Annotated in this window: 18 protein-coding genes and 1 pseudogene; 3 read left to right on the top strand and 16 right to left on the bottom strand. The window is 59.5% G+C overall.

The window, feature by feature from the left end; translation table 11 throughout:
- Window positions 1–285: 285 nt before the first annotated feature.
- From POR16_RS18440 to POR16_RS18385, 12 genes are all read right to left on the bottom strand, one after another.
- Window positions 286–972, bottom strand: a complete 687-nt coding sequence (locus POR16_RS18440; RefSeq protein ID WP_005891498.1) for a GntR family transcriptional regulator — start codon at window positions 970–972, stop codon at window positions 286–288.
- A complete protein-coding gene (hpxZ, locus tag POR16_RS18435) occupies window positions 969–1364 on the bottom strand; it encodes an oxalurate catabolism protein HpxZ (RefSeq protein ID WP_005891500.1) in 396 nt (131 codons plus the stop codon). Before hpxZ ends, POR16_RS18440 begins: the two co-directional genes overlap by 4 nt.
- The gene (locus POR16_RS18430) at window positions 1364–2041 is read right to left on the bottom strand and encodes a cysteine hydrolase family protein (RefSeq protein WP_005891502.1); all 678 of its coding nucleotides are present in this window, start codon (window positions 2039–2041) and stop codon (window positions 1364–1366) included. The genes hpxZ and POR16_RS18430 overlap by 1 nt, the downstream gene beginning before the upstream one ends.
- Complete coding sequence (locus POR16_RS18425; protein WP_005891504.1) at window positions 2038–3570, bottom strand: ABC transporter ATP-binding protein; 1533 nt, start codon at window positions 3568–3570, stop codon at window positions 2038–2040. The genes POR16_RS18430 and POR16_RS18425 overlap by 4 nt, the downstream gene beginning before the upstream one ends.
- A 2-nt stretch (window positions 3571–3572) precedes the next feature.
- Complete coding sequence (gene biuH, locus POR16_RS18420) at window positions 3573–4259, bottom strand: biuret amidohydrolase (RefSeq protein ID WP_024671285.1); 687 nt, start codon at window positions 4257–4259, stop codon at window positions 3573–3575.
- A 5-nt stretch (window positions 4260–4264) separates the two neighbouring features.
- On the bottom strand, window positions 4265–5281 hold the full coding sequence (locus POR16_RS18415) for a formamidase (protein WP_122381130.1): 1017 nt from the start codon (window positions 5279–5281) through the stop codon (window positions 4265–4267).
- A 25-nt stretch (window positions 5282–5306) separates the two neighbouring features.
- Window positions 5307–6227 carry an ABC transporter permease gene (locus POR16_RS18410; RefSeq protein WP_122311927.1) on the bottom strand — a complete coding sequence of 307 codons (921 nt, stop codon included), beginning with the start codon at window positions 6225–6227 and terminating at the stop codon, window positions 5307–5309.
- The gene (locus POR16_RS18405) at window positions 6220–7332 is read right to left on the bottom strand and encodes an ABC transporter permease (protein ID WP_005891510.1); all 1113 of its coding nucleotides are present in this window, start codon (window positions 7330–7332) and stop codon (window positions 6220–6222) included. The genes POR16_RS18410 and POR16_RS18405 overlap by 8 nt, the downstream gene beginning before the upstream one ends.
- A gap of 9 nt (window positions 7333–7341) precedes the next feature.
- Window positions 7342–8451 carry a BMP family ABC transporter substrate-binding protein gene (locus POR16_RS18400; RefSeq protein WP_024691737.1) on the bottom strand — a complete coding sequence of 370 codons (1110 nt, stop codon included), beginning with the start codon at window positions 8449–8451 and terminating at the stop codon, window positions 7342–7344.
- A gap of 15 nt (window positions 8452–8466) precedes the next feature.
- On the bottom strand, window positions 8467–10272 hold the full coding sequence (atzF, locus tag POR16_RS18395; RefSeq protein WP_005891513.1) for an allophanate hydrolase: 1806 nt from the start codon (window positions 10270–10272) through the stop codon (window positions 8467–8469).
- A gap of 228 nt (window positions 10273–10500) precedes the next feature.
- Window positions 10501–10881, bottom strand: a complete 381-nt coding sequence (locus POR16_RS18390; RefSeq protein ID WP_005891514.1) for a glyoxalase superfamily protein — start codon at window positions 10879–10881, stop codon at window positions 10501–10503.
- A gap of 37 nt (window positions 10882–10918) precedes the next feature.
- Entirely contained in the window at window positions 10919–12343 is a 1425-nt protein-coding gene (locus POR16_RS18385; RefSeq protein ID WP_005891516.1) for a sugar porter family MFS transporter, read from the bottom strand.
- Between the two features lie 139 nt (window positions 12344–12482).
- Here POR16_RS18385 and POR16_RS18380 point away from each other — a divergent pair.
- The 3 genes and pseudogenes from POR16_RS18380 to POR16_RS18370 form a co-directional block, all read left to right on the top strand.
- Window positions 12483–12686: pseudogene (locus POR16_RS18380) on the top strand (ester cyclase); the annotation flags it as partial.
- 106 nt (window positions 12687–12792) lie between these two features.
- Window positions 12793–13419 (top strand): glutathione S-transferase family protein, encoded by a 627-nt coding sequence (locus tag POR16_RS18375; RefSeq protein WP_005891518.1) that lies wholly within the window; start codon window positions 12793–12795, stop codon window positions 13417–13419.
- Window positions 13420–13565: 146 nt separating this feature from the next.
- Window positions 13566–14012 carry a GNAT family N-acetyltransferase gene (locus tag POR16_RS18370; protein WP_005891520.1) on the top strand — a complete coding sequence of 149 codons (447 nt, stop codon included), beginning with the start codon at window positions 13566–13568 and terminating at the stop codon, window positions 14010–14012.
- Window positions 14013–14078: 66 nt separating this feature from the next.
- On the opposite strand, the gene POR16_RS18365 is transcribed toward POR16_RS18370, so the two are convergent.
- The 4 genes from POR16_RS18365 to POR16_RS18350 form a co-directional block, all read right to left on the bottom strand.
- The gene (locus POR16_RS18365) at window positions 14079–14240 is read right to left on the bottom strand and encodes a DUF2986 domain-containing protein (RefSeq protein ID WP_005891522.1); all 162 of its coding nucleotides are present in this window, start codon (window positions 14238–14240) and stop codon (window positions 14079–14081) included.
- A 106-nt stretch (window positions 14241–14346) separates the two neighbouring features.
- Complete coding sequence (locus POR16_RS18360) at window positions 14347–14832, bottom strand: P-loop nucleotide/nucleoside kinase family protein (RefSeq protein ID WP_005891523.1); 486 nt, start codon at window positions 14830–14832, stop codon at window positions 14347–14349.
- A gap of 86 nt (window positions 14833–14918) precedes the next feature.
- A complete protein-coding gene (locus POR16_RS18355) occupies window positions 14919–15206 on the bottom strand; it encodes a YceK/YidQ family lipoprotein (RefSeq protein ID WP_024691733.1) in 288 nt (95 codons plus the stop codon).
- A 135-nt stretch (window positions 15207–15341) separates the two neighbouring features.
- The gene (locus POR16_RS18350) at window positions 15342–16301 is read right to left on the bottom strand and encodes an alpha/beta hydrolase (protein ID WP_005891527.1); all 960 of its coding nucleotides are present in this window, start codon (window positions 16299–16301) and stop codon (window positions 15342–15344) included.
- Window positions 16302–16345 lie beyond the last annotated feature (44 nt).

Genomic DNA, 16345 nt, shown 5'->3' with positions numbered 1-16345 from the left:
TGCTGAATAGTCCGACCGGCACGCCAATGAAAGGTTGCAAAAGACAGCAACTGGCCTGACGGAGATGCGGAGCTGATGATGGCTTGCACGAAGAAGAGCATCGCTGACGGGAAATCAGGCTGCCTGAGTGGTCATTGCGACGAACGCGCAATCAGGCTGTTATTCATTGGCCCATGTGGCGGAGCACAGCGGGCCGCGCGCCATAACGGCCATGGCGCGGCGATGATCAACGGATGGTGAATGAGGCGTGTGAATGAAGTGTTCTAGAAGGCGGCAGCGTTCTTCTCACGCCTCATAGCGCCGTCGCGCGTCGCTGAGCATGGATATCGTCAGTTTGCGCACTTCCAGTTTGCTGATCTCCACGTGCGAGCGCAGTAGCAGGAGCGCTTCGTCGCGCTTGCGCGCCTGAAGTGCGTTGAGAATGGCGGCGTGCTCAAGGTAGGTGTGTTCGATGCGGGCGCTTTTGAAGAAGTCGAGCCGCCTGACGATGCGGATGCGTTCGGTGACTTCCTGATGAATACGGGCCATTTCCAGATTGCCCGAGGCTGCGACCAGTTGGGTGTGGAACTGTTCGTCGAGGTCGGCGACGACTTGCATGTCGGTCTGCCAACTGTCGCGATCAATCAACCAGTGCTCTCGCAGAGTGGTGAGCTCGGGATGCACGTCGGCGGATGCGCAGATACGTTCGATCGCCGCGCACTCAAGCACGATACGCAAGTCATAGAGCTGGTCGATCTGGTCGAAATCCAGCGGCCTGACCGACCAGCCGCGACGGAACTCCACGTCCAGGTAACCCTCGCGTTGCAGGCGGTACAGCGCGTCGCGCACCGGGGTTCGGGAGACCTGGTAACGGTCCGCCAATTGCGTTTCGGTGAACCTGTCATAGGGCAGCAGATAAAAGTCGAAAATCTCCTGTTTCAGCCGGCGATAGACGTCTTCTGCCAGTGCATTGGTGGTGTTCGGGGGATTCAAGGGCGTGGCTCCAGGCTGCTCAGGTCAATGCTGACATGTGCAGCAACGACTTTCCAGCCGCCGTCCAGACGTGCCCAGGTCTGCATTTGCCGCCCCAGACGCTGAGTAACGCCATCGTGAAATTCGGTGCTGACGGTGGCGAAGTCTTCTCCAAAAGTGCTGACCACCGTACGCAGCAGCGTGCGCCCCGGCCCGACTGGCTGACACTGGCGTCGATATCGCGCAATGCTGTCGGCACCGTGCAGGTTCTCTGCGACGCCGTAGCGCACAGCCTGTTCGGAGTTCCAGAAGTACGCATCCAGCGTGGTCAGTTCATTCGCCAGCAACGCGCGTTCGTAATCTGCGAAAGCATGGGTGACTTCGGCGACTACGTGAGGAAGGTTGATGTCCATTACTGCGTACTCCTTGCAGGTAGAGCCTGCTGCACGTCGGCGAGCGATGCCACTCGGCCGACGATTGCGTTCTGCGCTGTGATCATGTCCAGCGTGGCCTGTTTGAAGGCTGGAAAGTAGCTGTCGGTCGCGTCCTCGATCAGCAGGCAGTGATAACCCCGATCACAGGCCTCGCGCATGCTTGTCTGCACGCATACTTCAGTGGTGACGCCAGCGAAAATCAGATGAGTGATGCCCGCCTCAGTGAGGCGCAGGTGCAGGTCAGTGGCGAAAAACATGCCTTTGCCCGGCTTGTCGATGACCCACTCGCCGGCAACGGGCGTCAGCGCCTCGATAATCTGATTACCGGGTTCCCCTTGAATCAGTATGCGTCCCATCGGGCCAGGGTCGCCGATGCGCAAGCCTGGCAAGCCGTGATCAATTTTGGCCTGTGGGCAGTCGGACAGGTCCGCAGGGTGGGATTCTCGGGTATGAATCACGATCAGATCCTGTTCGCGAGCCAGCGCAAGCAGCCGCTGCACCGAAGGTACGATGGCTTGCAGCAGTGTGACGTCATTGCCCAGTGCAGCGCCAAACCCGCCGGGCTCGAGAAAATCTCGCTGCATGTCGATGATCACCAAGGCGGTCTGCGACAGCTCGCAACTGAAACTGTCCGGGCGCGCATTGATGCGGATCATGCCGGTTGCTCCGAAGGCTGATCGGCGCCGGCCATGTGGCGGCCCAGTTCGGTGCGATCGGCGACTGTTGCGCGGGTTTCAAAGACCAGTTCGCCGTCGTGGATGACCACGATCCGGTCTGCCAGGCTGAGCAGCTCGTCAAGGTCCTCACTGAGCAACAGGACCGCTGTGCCGTTGTTGCGCGCATCGATCAGACGCTGATGAATAAGCGCCACGCTGGCGAAATCCAGGCCGAAAACAGGGTTGGCGACGATCAGCACAGCCACGTCATGGGTCAGCTCGCGGGCCAGTACCGCACGTTGCACGTTCCCTCCGGACAAGGTGCCGATTGGCCTGTTCGGGTCGTTGGGCGAGACCTGAAACTGCTTGATCAAGGTTTTTGCCTGAGCACCGATGGCTCGTCGATCAAGGCGCCAGCCCTTACACAATGGCGCCTGATCGAAGTTGCGCAGTGCCAGATTGTCGGCGACGCTGAAGGTGCCGATGCAGGCGTTGCGCAAAGGTTCTTCGGGCAGGCTGAACACCCGCAGGCGCTGCATCTGCTCGCGCCGTGCGTGATAGGGCTGGCCATCAACCGCTATTTTCCCTGCGCTGAATGGCCGCTGGCCGAGCAGGGCTTCGGTAAGTTCGCGTTGGCCATTGCCAGAGATGCCCGCAATACCGACGATCTCGCCCGGATGAACGGCCAGAGAAAGGTTTTTCACGGCCAGGGTGCCCTTGTCACCAGGTACATCAAGGCGCTCTACCTGCAACTGAGGTGTACGTGAGGGCATCTCCGGGCGCTCGTTGCTTACGCCGCGAACCTCGGCTTCGCCCATCATCCAGGCGGCCATTTGCCGAGTAGTGGTCTTGGCCACTGCCGCTGTTCCCACCCAGCGACCCTTGCGCAGTACCGTCACGTCGTCTGCATAGGTGCTGACCTCACGAAATTTGTGGGTGATCATCAGCACAGTAAGTTCGCCACGGTGCGCCATCGCCTGCATAAGCCCCAGTACTTCGTCGGCCTCTTGGGGGGTGAGTACCGAGGTAGGCTCGTCGAGAATGATCAGCCGGCGTTCCAGATACAACTGTTTAAGGATCTCCAGCTTCTGTTTCTCACCGGCGGCCAGGCTGCTGACCGGCCGATGAATATCGAGCCGAAATGGCATTTTCGCCATGAACGCTTCGAGGCGTTCGTACTCGCTGGCCCAGTGGATACGCCACGGTAGATCATCCCGCGACAACACCAGATTTTCAGCAACGCTCAGCCCCGGCGCGACGGTGAAGTGCTGATACACCATACCGATCTGCAACTGGTGAGAGTCTCGAGGGCTGTTGATCGCGTATTCCCGGTTATTGACCAGAATGCTGCCTGATTGCAGCGCGCTGTAGCCGATGATGCCTTTGACGAGTGTGCTCTTGCCGGCCCCGTTCTCGCCGAGCAGGGCGTGGACGGTGCCGGCGCGGACTTTGAACGACACTGCGTTCAGTGCGCAAAAACTGCCGAAATACTTGCTGGCGCCGATCGTTTCCAGGCTCGGGGCACGCATACTCATGCTTCCCACAGGTCGTGAAGCATCGACGAATGGCCGACTGCGCCGAACACGCCGCCCTGCATCTTGACCATGCTCAATGCGGCGGCATGGTTGGCAGGGTCGGTCGCGCCGCAGCAGTCTTCAAGCAGCAGGCATTCGAAACCGCGGTCATTGGCCTCGCGCATCGTGGTGTGCACGCATACATCGGTGGTAATACCGGTCAGGATCAGGTTATCGATGCCCCGCGTGCGCAGGATCAGCTCCAGATCGGTGGCACAGAACGAGCCTTTGCCTGGCTTGTCGATCACGATTTCGCCGGGCAGCGGTGCCAGCTCGTCGATGATTTCCCAGCCCGGTTCGCCGCGTACCAGTATCTTGCCGCAGGGGCCTGCATCGCCGATTCCTGCACCGATGCGCTGCGAGCGCCAGCGTTTGTTGGCTGGCAGGTCACTGAGGTCCGGGCGATGGCCTTCGCGGGTATGGATGATGCTGAAGCCGAGCGGCCGCATCACGGCCAGTAGCGCCTTGATCGGCTCGATGGGCGCACGGGTCAGCGCCAGGTCATAGCCCATGCTGTCCACATAGCCGCCGACGCCGCAAAAGTCGGTCTGCATGTCGATCACGATCAGCGCCGTGTTGTGTGCATGCAGTTGACCGTTCCAGGGCCAGGGGTAGGGCGCCGAGGCAATATGACGTTCGCTCATGGCGTTTACTCCTTCCAACTGCTGGGCGTGGGTTTGAACTCGCGCTCGGGTGCGGCAAAACCGCATGAACGGCCGTCGGTGTGCACCACGTCGTTCTCCCATGGCAGACGGTACTGGCCAGCGGTCAGGTCGCGCATGTAGGTGTAAGGGCAATCCTGAGCTCCGCCCTTGACCGCCACATAGCCACGATGACCGAACTGATAGATGTTGTTCTCGACACCCCAATGCACACGCGCCTCGCGGACCAGATCAGGTCGCAGTTCGCAGCAGACGATTTCGTCGGCCCTACCACCACCTTCGGCCATGATCGTGCCGTCGAAATCGACGAACATGGCTTCGCCCATCGAATCGAACGTGCCATCGGAGCCGCACATGCACACGCTCGCGGTCTGCATGAGGTTGGTGAACGCGTTGCTCTGGTTGGTGATTTTCCACGAGTGACGGATCGGAGCCGTGTAGCCAGCGGTGCGCAGCATGATGTCGGCACCTTTGTAGGCGCACTCGCGGGCCATTTCCGGGAACATGCCGTCGTGGCAGATGATCAGCGCCAGCTTGCTGCCGCGCGGACCGTCGCATACCGGAATGCCCAGATCGCCCGGCTCCCAGGGCTCTACCGGTACCCACGGGTGCAGCTTGCGGTAGTACAGGCGAATGTCGCCAAGGTCATCGACGATCAGGCCGCTGTTGAACGGGTTGCCGTGGGGGTTGGCCTCCATGATCGAGAAGCAGCCCCATATGCTGTGTTCCTTGCACGCCTCGCGCAGCGCCATGACTTCCGGGCCATCGAGGCTGCACATGATGTCTGGCGCGGTGCTCATCGACAGGCCGTGCAGGGAATACTCGGGAAACACGATCAGGTCCATGCCTGGGTTACTGCGCCGCGCCTTTGCCACCATGGCGACCACTTTCTGGGTTTGCGCCCACAATGCCTCGCGGGTATGGGGATCGGGCAGCGCCAGTTGCGCCAGGCCGATCACCACGCCGTTGGGCGATTTGTTCAAACCACCAAGACCACTGGCCATGTCATGCCTCCTCGAAAAGATCGGTTCATCGCGTCAGGCTGAGTTCGCCGGGCGCGCCATTGAGCGTACGCCCGCGGCGGCAAGTGGCGTACATCACCACCAGCGTCAGCGCGTAAGGTGCTGCTGCAAACAGGTAGTAGCCGGTGCTGATGCCCACAGCCTGCAAGGCCGGTCCGATGGCCCCGGCGGCACCGAACAGCAGCGACGCCCACAGGCATGCCAATGGCCGCCAGCGGGCAAAAATCACCAGTGCAACCGCCATCAGCCCCTGACCGCTGGACAAGCCTTCGTTCCAGCTGCCGGGGTAGTAGAGCGACAGATAGGCCCCGCCAATCCCGGCCAGCCCGCCGCCGATTGCGGTGGCCACAACTCGTACCTTGAGCGGACGATAGCCCAGCGCCTGGGCGGTTTCGGCATGGTCGCCGACCAGCCGCAGCATCAGCCCCCACCGCGTAGTACGCAGCCCCCAGTGCAGGACGAACGCCAGTGCAGCGCCGACGAAGAACAGCACGTTGATGTTCAGCGCCGAGCGCACGCGCTCTTCGGTACTCCAGGCCCCCAGCGCCAGTGAAGGCAGCATCGGCGCTTGTGGCTGGATGAAGGCTTTGCCAAGGAAAAATGCCAGCCCGGTGCCGAGCAGAATCAGCGCGATGCCGAACGCGATGTCGTTGACCCTTGGCAGCGAACAGGCCAGGCCGTGCAGGAGGCCCAACAGAATGCCGACCCCGGCCGCTGCGCAGACCCCCAGCCATGCCGAGCCGCTCAGGCACGCTACGGCATAGCCCGACATCGCACCGGCAACCAGAATGCCTTCCAGCCCGAGATTGATCCGACCGCTTTTCTCGGTCAGGCATTCGCCCAGGCTGACGAATAGAAACGGCGTACCGACGCGGATCGCACCGGCCAGCAAAGCAAGCAGAAAGGTGCTCAGGTCGATGTCAGACATTTTGTAACGCTCCTTTGTCATCGACCGGTGGCTGCGGCGTCGTCAGCCTGATTTTCCAGGCGGCAATGCGCCCGCCAAGGGCTTCCCACAGCAGCAGGTTGGTGAACAGCAGCCCTTCGAGAATCAGCGTGGTGGCGTCCGGCAGCCCGAGCCGTCGCTGCAGCAGTCCGCCGCTGGCTTCCAGCCCGCCCAGCAGTACGGCGCAGACGATAATTGCCAGCGGATGATGGCGCGCGGCGAATGCCACAAGAATGCCGCTGGTGCCATAGCCTGCAATCAACGCGGCGTTCGCGCTGCCTTGCACCGCCGTCACCTCGAGCATGCCGGCCAGTCCTGCTGCCGCGCCACCCATAAGGCAACTGAGCAGAATCAGACGGTCCACCGGCAAGCCGATCATCAGGGCTGTACGCACGTTGCCGCCGACCACTGCCAGGGCAAAGCCCTTGACGCTGTGGCGCACCAGCACATACGCCAGCAGGCAGGCAACCACACCCGCCACCAGGCCCCAATGCACCTCAAAACCGTCGCTGATCGTACCGACCAGGTAGGCATCGTCCAGCGGTGGGGTCGAGGGCTTGTTCAGGCTTGCCGGATCACGCAGCGGACCCTCCACAAGTTGTCGGAAAAGCGCCAGAGCGATGTAGGAAAGCAACAGACTGCTGATCGTCTCATTGACCCCGCGGCGCTGGCGCATCCAGCCACTCAGGCCGATCCACAGAGCACCCACGGTCATCGCCGCCAAGGCCATGCCGCCGAGCATCAGTGCTGGAGGCAGATGGCCCAGCCATAGCGGTGTAACTGCCGCCGCCAGTCCACCGAGTACCAGCGCGCCTTCTCCCCCGATGATGATCAACCCGGCCCTGGCAGGCAGGGCGACGCAGAGCGCTGTGAGCATCAACGGCGCTGCACGCTGCAAGGTATTTTCCAGCGCGAACCAGGAGCCGAACGCGCCTTCGCCGACCAACTGCAAAGCCTGCCACGCGGGCTTGCCCTGAACAGCCAGAAACAGCCCGAACAGTACGCACGAGGAGCACACTGCCAGTAGCGTAGGCAGCCCCGGCAACAGCGCGCTGGCCAGACCGCGCAGACTTTTGGATGAACTCATGAACGTTCCTCAGAGCTGGCCAAGCACACCTTCGACCAGGTAATTCATGCTTTCCAGCGCAATGTCGGTCTGGGTTTGTGTCACGCCATCGGCAATCACTACCGCGCCCTTGTTGTCCTTGAGCGGCCCTTTGAAGATCACGAACTGGCCTGCCAGCATCTGCGCCTTGATGGCGTCTGCCTGTTGCTTTGCTTCAGCGTTGACGGCCGGGCCGTAGGCGGAAGTCTTTACAAAGCCTTCCTTGAGCCCGCCACGCAGAAAGTTGATCATCGGCGCGCCGCTCTGGGCTGCTGCGACGTGGGCGCGATAAGGTGTTTCCCAATTCCATTCGGCGCCTGTCAGGTAGCCTTTGGGTGCCAGCGCCGCCTGGCTGGCGTGATAGCCACAGGTCATGACGCCGCGTTTTTCGGCAGTCTCGACGATGACTTTGGGACCATCCACATGGCAGGTCAGCACGTCGCAGCCTTGATCGATCAAGCCGTTGGCGGCCTCGGCTTCCTTGACCGGCAACGACCAGTCTCCGGTGAAAATCACCGTGGTGACAATACTCGGGTCTACCGAGCGTGCGCCCATGGCGAATGCGTTGAGATTGCGCAGCACTTGAGGCACGGGTTTGGCGGCCACAAAGCCGAGCTTTTTGCTCTTGCTCATGTGCCCGGCAACCACGCCGTTCAGGTACTGCGCTTCGTCGATATAGCCAAAAAAGCTGCCAGCGTTCATCGGATCCCGGCCTTTCTGCCAAAGGCCACCGCAGTGGGCGAAACGCACGTCCGGGTACTTTTTCGCGACCTTGACCACATGCGGCTCGAAGTAGCCGAATGAGGTTGGGAAAATCAGTGTCGCGCCGTCCTGACGGATCATGGCTTCCATGGTTTTCTGCACCGCCACGGTTTCCGGGACGTTTTCCTCTTCGATGACTTTGACGTTGGGCAGCGTCTTGATAATGGCGGCTGCCTGAGCGTGGGCCTGGTTGTAACCAAAGTCGTCGCGAGCGCCGACGTAGATAAAACCCACCACCAATGGTGCGTCGGCTGAATAGGCACGACCAAAAGGCAGCGCTGCGCTCAGGCCGATAATGCCCGCCAACTTGATGAAACTGCGACGATCGACGTTCGACATGCGTGCTACCCCTGATCAATGAGCGATGAAAGATGTTTGCGCGGCGCGGTAGGCGCGCCAGCCTTTGAAATCAGTGATATCCAGCGCGCCTTCAAGGCCGGCGGGTTCACAGATGAAGCCCTTGACCCACTGGCCATCGGCCAATTGCAGCGAGCCGATGCCCAGCGGTGCAGGAATGGCCGCGACGAAAGCCCCGAACAGGCTCAGCGGGATCTCCCAGACTTCGACTTCGATGCAGGCGCCTTCGGCAGCCACGCGCACCAGGCCCGGTTTTGGCGGAGAAGTGCCTGCCAGTGCGTACAGGCGGTAGTCTGCGCTGGTGGTGGTCGCGCGCAGCAGGCGGGCACTGCTTTCCAGCAGTTGCCAATTGAGCGGTTGACCGACCAGGTGCGCGCCAACCACAGCGACCTGCACGGTCGGGCTGCTGCAGGGCAGGGGAGCCATCGCAATGGCCTCGCTCTGGTCTGCATTGCCGAACAGTGGCTGCCAGGCCGCTGCCATCTCTGCCAGACGCTGATCGGCACCCGCCGGCCCGATCAGGGTGATGCCCGCCGGTAAACCATCTGCACGATCTGTCGCCGGAATGGCAATGGCGCACATGTTCATCAGGTTGACGAAGTTGGTGTAATAACCGAGTCGGGAATTGAGTTCGACCGGGTTTTGCAACACCGCCTCGATGGTCGGCATGCACGGTGCGGTCGGCACCACCAGCACATCTACCTCTGCCAGCAATTGCTCTGCGGTGCGGGTCAGTTCTGCCAGGCGGTAACGGGCGTTGAAGGTATCCACTGCGTCGAAGGATGCAGCGCTCTGCATGATGCCGCGCACCACCGGATGGATATCGTCGGCGTTGGTGTCGAAGAATTTTCCCACTGCCGCACGCCGTTCAGCCACCCACGGTCCTTGATAGAGCAGGGCTGCTGCTTCGGCGAAAACGTCAAAATCGATCTGTGTAATGGTTACCAGTGGATCGTCGCGCAAGGCCTCCAGCGCTTTTGCATACGCCGCTTGCGCCTGTGTATCGCCGAAGAACTCGCAGTCCCGTGCGACCGCGACACGTCGGGCCCGGCGCAGCACCGGCAAAGCCTGAACAGCAACACTGCCTGGGTCCAGCGAATCGTAAGCCGCAATAACCTGCGCCACTTGCCAGGCCTGCATCACATCCCTGGCAAATATGGACGGGCAGTCCAGCGTACGGCAAGCAGGCACAACACCTCGACTGCTGAACAGTCCAAGACTGGGCTTGAGCCCGACGATGCCATTGAAGCCTGCAGGCACTCGGCCCGAGCCAGCCGTGTCTGTGCCCAGTGCAAAACTCACATAACCACGTGCTACCGCCACCGCCGATCCCGAACTGGAACCGCCGCTGACATAGGCCGGGTCAAGAGCGTTGCGCACCGGCCCGTAGGGCGACCTGACGCCTACCAGCCCGGTGGCGAACTGATCGAGGTTGGTCTTGCCGATCAGAATCGCGCCGCTGTCGAGCAGCAGCTGTACGACGTGAGCATTCTCCTTGGGCACATAGGCGAACGCCGGGCAGGCGGCCGTGGTAGGCATTCCAGCTACATCAAAATTGTCCTTGACCGCAAACGGCACACCGAACAACGGCAGTTGTTCATACACCGACTCGCCCAGCGCTCTGGCCAACTCATCCAGCGCTGCCGCCCGGTCGATGAGGTCTGGCAAGGACACGCGATGAATCCAGACTTCTGGTCGATCGTCCTTATCAATGTGCGTCGTCAGGGTGTTTACGAACGCTTTCAGGTTCACATCGCCTGAGCGTAAAGCCGACTGTAATTCGAAAATGTCGAGTGCGGTCATAGTGGTGTTCATTCATGTATACAAGATGAATAAACACATTTGCAGGTTATGGGCCAACGTTGGCCGAGCCTTGGTTTGCAGGGGAACGGAACGCGGGAAGAGACTTTTTCGACGCAATCATGCGTCATGCTTGCGCTTGAAAAACCCGACATGCCCAACGATGGGGCATGCCGGATTGGTTATTCGTAAGCTCAGACTCAGGACCTGAGCAACGTCAACAGCGTTTGCTCAGCTCTCGCAGAACCTGATCCGGTTGCCGAAAGGGTCACAGACTTCCAGTACCTTGCCCCAGCCTTGCTGAACAATAGCCGGGCGCGCATAACCATACCGTTTGCCGATCAGTTCATCGCGCAATTGCTCGATGTTCTGAGTCGGTATGAACACTGCCGCCCCTGGGCAGGCATCGCCATGATGTTCGGAAAGGTGCAGGTGCAGCCCGTTTCGGACGATCCCCAGATACAGCGGCAGATCAGCCTCGAAACGGTGCTCGAACTCTACGCTGAAACCGAGGAAGTCGAGGTAAAACTCACGCGCCTTGCGTTCGTCGAACATCCGCAGTATCGGGATGGCACTGCTGAAAGTGGCAGTGGCTTGCTCGGTCGTGGACATGGCTAATCCTTTAGGTGAGGGCGACTGTTCAAGAGGGTTAGAGCTCTTTCTTCAAGTGCTTCTCGATCTGCTCAAGCGACTTGCCTTTTGTTTCCGGCAGGCACAGGAAGACAAATATCAGTGAGCCGACGTTGATGGCCGCGAAGATAAAGAACGTCGGGTTGCCGATCGTATCGACTGCGATAGGGAAGGTAAACGCTACCGATGCGTTAAACAACCATTGCATCGACACCGCCGTACCGGTCAGCAATCCTCGTACCTGCATGGGAAACAGCTCGGACATCAGCAGCCAGTACACCGGCGAAATACACATCTGCATGAACAGCAGAAACACCAGAATGCAGGCGAGAGCGGTGTAGCTCTGCGTCAGGTTCTGCGGCATGAATTGCAATACACAGCCCAGTGCAGCCTGCATCAGAATCACGATAACCAGGCCGGTCATCAACAGATGCCGGCGCCCGTAACGGCCAATGGCCCATATCCCCAGCAGGGTCGCGATGACCGATACCACGCCGTTGCCGATGGTCGCGGTCAGCGCCGCGTTGGTGCCCATCCCGGTATTTTTAAGGATGATCGGTGTGTAGTACATGAACGCGTTCACACCTGTTAGCTGCGCGGTGAACCCCAGGCCAATACCGATCAGCAATAATTTGATGACCCAGCGCTGGCGCAATAACTCCTTGGCTTTTGGACGGTGGCGAGCCTGCTCGTCCTGCGCTTTCATCTCGTCTATTTCACGCTGCGCGTCTTCCTTGTTGGTGCGCAGTTGCCCCAGTACGTCATGCGCTTCGTCGAAACGACCCTTGGACGCTAGCCAGCGTGGCGAGGGCGGCACGAAGAATGTTCCGACCAGTAGCAACACGCCGGGCACCATCGCGATGGCCAACATGTAACGCCAGATGCCCGGTGTGTGCAGCAATGCCGCCATGACCGCGCTCAGCACATAGGCGAGCAACTGGCCACTGACGATCATCAGTTCGTTACGACTGACCAGCCGGGCACGACGTGAAGGGCCCGCGATTTCAGCGATAAACACTGGCACTGTTGCCGAGCCGCCGCCCACTGCGATACCCAGAAGAAGGCGCGCAGCCACCATGAACGGTATGGAAGGCGCAATGGCGGTGCCCAGCGCGCCGGCGATGAACAGCACCGACAGCAGGCGCAGCGTCAGACGCCGTCCGAAACGGTCAGAGATGTAGCCGCTGGCAAGCGAGCCAAATGCGGCACCGACGATCAGCGAGGCAGTGACCATGCCTTCGCTGTAAGCATCCAGACCGAGCCCGCCCTGATCGACAGGCAGCGTCATGAAGGGCAGGGCACCTGCAATGATGCCGGTGTCATAACCGAACGCGAGTGCGCCCATGGTTGCCACGAGCACGGAGATGAAGATGAGTCTGTTGGGTGAGATGTTTTGCCGACCTTGCTGATCAGCCGCTGATACTGAAGTGCTACCTGAAGACATGAATCTGAAGTCCTTCGTTTGAAACCAGCGTCGTGCCAGTACATAGATGTCAGGCTTAGGGCGGTGTCGGTCTTGCTAGTTCCCTACAAAAACGGTCGGGTATGCAATTACTGCGGGTTTCATTGCCCGAAAACCCCATGCCCGGCTGGTATTCAACTGCCCACCCAAAGGCCGGTTCACGGGGCTTGATGCCGAGGGCCGGCACATCAGCTTTTCAGAGAATGTTTTTTACACGTTTTGCGACGGCAAAATTATCGATGTCTGGTCGGTCATCGACAAGGCTGCCGTGGAACGCGAGCTACGTTGCGAGCCATTGGCTGCGCCGAGCGACCGAGGTATCTGAAGCCTCGGGTTCGGCAGCCTTCATCGAATGTCATTCATTTCAGGGCACTCCCTGGCTGTGAGGCAGTCTTTTCTAGACACATCACTCTCACCCGGCGGAGCCCTGCATGATTATTGTCCATCACCTTAACAACTCACGCTCGCAACGTATTCTCTGGCTTCTTGAAGAGCTGGGCCTGCCTTACGAGATCAAACGCTATCAGCGCGACTCGAAAACCAACCTCGCGCCACCGGAACTCAAGGCTATCCATCCGCTGGGCAAATCTCCTGTGATCGAAGACGGCCCGCACGTGGTAATCGAGTCGGGCGCGATTGTCGATTACCTGATTCGTCGTCATGGCGATGGCCGCCTGCAACCGGACCCGGCCAGCGCTACTTATGATGAATACGTGCAATGGCTGCACTTTGCCGAAGGTTCGGCCATCCTGCCGTTGATGCTCAACCTGTACGTTGGACGCCTGGGTGATGCTGGCGCGCCGCTGCACCCACGAATCGAGTCCGAGCTGGCCAACTACTTGGGCTACCTGAACAATTCGTTGGGGCTGACCCCTTACTTGTTGGGCGACGAGCTGAGCGGCGCGGATATTCAGATGAGCTTCATCGGCGAATTTGCCAACGCCCAAGGCATGCTGCAGCCGTACCCGAATGTCTCCGCCTGGGTGCAAAGACTTCAGGCCAGACCTGCGTATCGCAAGGCGCTGGAGCAGGGCGGTGAATACGCGTTTGCCAAGTAATTAGCCAGCCGCCACTAAAATGCTGGTGCTGCAGGCTTACAGAAGGTCAGGTAAGGAAAGTTTGTTTTTGCTCCCGCTGCCTGGCCTTGCGGTCTTTGACGTCGTGGCTCGCGAGTTGTGTAATCCACTTCCATAAAGGTTATCGGGTGAACAAGGTTGAGATCCGGAAAATCAGCTGTTTGCCTCAACAGGTTCTGATATTGAAAGAAGAGGCTGATGCGGAAGGGTTCAGGTTTCTTGCCCGGCTGGTGGAGGAATGGGAGTCCGGGACAAATCGGTTCGATGGGAAAGGAGAATGCCTCATGGCCGCATTTCTGGACGGCTGTCTGGTGGGCATTGGAGGTCTTTCACGCGATCCTTTTATCGAGGGGGAAGTTGGCAGGTTGCGCAGGCTTTATGTATCAAGCGCCTCAAGAGGCCAGAACATTGGAACAACGCTGGTGAACCATCTTGTCGAGCATGCGGCCGAGTGCTTCTCTGTCGTACGCCTGTTCACTGATACTTCAAGTGCGGCCGGATTCTACCTACGCTGCGGTTTTCAACCCGTGAACGACAGGCATGCGAGCCACGTCAGGGTTCTTGAAGATGCTTGAAGTCTGCCTTGCCTGATCTTCGCTCGCCTGTCGTTCCCACAGATCCTTACACCACGGCGTCATTAATCAGTGCTCGTTTGCTATAACGGGATCTTGATCCGACTCCGCTGCCATCTTCAACCGGTCAGCCTTGCTTACGTACTTTGTCTTGCTCGCTGGCGCCAGTTTGGCACTGGCCTTCTTGGCGTGAGCTTTCAACAGCTGTTGTATCTTTTTACGGCGATTCATATTGATCTACTCGGCGTGCAGGTCGCGCAATGGTATCAGCTTGAATATCGCTGCCGCGCCAATGCGTTGAACGGGTTTGCATGACATTAGGCTCCGCGTCGTTCATTCATTGAACGTGCACCCTGACATCCAGCCCTTCTGCTGCATCCGGAGCACGAAAGTAGCTGGTGATGAGCCTGAACTCCGCGTCAGTGGCTGAAAAGTCATGCTCGGCTTTCTCATTGCGGGCGTGCAGCCGGGCGAGGCAGACATCATCGTCGACGTCCAGATAATGCAGACAGTGCGGCACCTGCGCATCGTCCGCCAGACTGCGAAGCCACTTGCGATCTGCGACAGTGTTGGCAGGGAAGTCCAGAACCACCGCAACACCTGATCTCAAAATGCTGACGACCAGCGGACCGAGAACATCGCGAATCCTGCGTGCAAGCCTTATATAGTCCGCCACTGACTTGATGTCGTCAGGGTAAAGTCCTGAAAGCCAGCTGTCCTCGCTCAGCAGAATGGCTGAATGCTCTACGGAAAGTGCCTTTGCGAGTGTCGATTTACCTGATGCAATCTTGCCGCACATGAGGTGAAGTGCCGGAGCTGGCATGAAGATGCGTCCTGTTGTCGAACCGCGAAGTATGCATCCCTAGGGGAACGTTTAGACCGGGATGCTTCTGACACCTGCCATGCAGATCAACCCAACACGTTCAGCGAGTCACTGAATTCACACCGACGATCATCGCCGCCGAGGTTATCGGGCAAAAAAGCTGTGAGGTCATAGGGTAGCAACAGCGTATCGAGTGCCAGAGAAAACGGTACGTCTATCAGCCAGGGCCAGGTAGACGCCACATCTTTGGTGCCCCACGCCCATCCGTGTCGTGTACCGGGGTAGATGCAACGTTCACCATCCAGATGATATGCCAGGCTCCAGCAGCCGCTGAGTGATACAAACATGAAAATTAGCAGACATCTCGTGATCATACATTCCCTTGTCGCGTACTGATTCAGAGTGAGTGCCATTCTACTCAGTTGCTCGGACATCGATCCAGCCACCGCTGAGCACGGTGCAAGTTAGGGGGACGCTTCATGGGCCGCAAGCAAAGGCCGCTACACCACTCAAGCCGGGTTTGCGGCAATCATCCTGCCGAGCGCACGGGTAATGTCTTGCGTTGCCTGCCTGGTCTGCTCCCCTGGCAGTTGATCGAACATGTGCGGCACGCCCTGATAGACGTGCAGCTCTACGGGCACTCCCGAGCGCGACAAGGTCAGCCCGAAAGCCAGGTCCTCTTCCAGAAACAGATCGAGTGCGCCGACGCAGATAAACGTTGCAGGCAAGCCGCTTAAATCGTCGGCCAGCGCTGGCGAAAACAGTGTCGCGCGATCGTCATTCAGTGCGTAACTGCCCCGCAGGCATTCCCAGCAAAAATGGTTGGCCTGGCGCGACCAACTTAACGTGCCGGTAGTCGGGTTGGGCGATGACGAGTCGGGCGAGCCGGTTCTGTGATCCAGCATCGGGTAGATCAGGACCAGTCCGCCTATTTCATGGGTAGCTGTGTTTCTTGCAAGAATCGCCAGTGCGGCAGCAAGCCCGCCGCCTGCGCTGTGGCCCATGATCACCACGTTACGGATGTCGATATTCAGTTTCGGGCCGTTACAGAATGTCCATTCCAGCGCTGCGTGGCAGTCTTCGAGCGGGATCGGGAATGGATGCTCGGGTGCAAGCCGGTAATCGACTGCAACGACTATGGCCTGGAGCTCTATTGCCAGCTCTGCCAGGTAATCGTCGGCCATCTCCGGGCTGCCCAGGACAAAGCCGCCACCGTGGATATACAGGATGGCCGGGAGTTTGCTGTTATTGCTGTTGCCGGGCGGCAGGCCGGGCCTGTAGATACACAGCCTGATACCTTCGCCTGGCTCGCCGGCGGTCCAGTATTGTTCACTGCGAGACGCCGTTATCGTCGTCCATGCGGAGCCCACCCTGGTCCTGATGCCAGGCAGGGTTTCGGATGTCCAGTTGCTCGAAGGCTCATCCATGAACGAGTGATAGGCCGGGTCCAGCAATTCATGTGCGTCCAACGGTTACCTCCGATGCGCAGGGAAAGTATCCCTGCGCATGTCAG

This window comes from Pseudomonas coronafaciens pv. oryzae str. 1_6 (assembly GCF_000156995.2).
Lineage (GTDB): Bacteria > Pseudomonadota > Gammaproteobacteria > Pseudomonadales > Pseudomonadaceae > Aquipseudomonas > Aquipseudomonas tremae.
The sequence above is the reverse complement of the archived record's forward strand: the minus strand, read 5'-3'. Positions and strand labels throughout refer to the sequence as shown.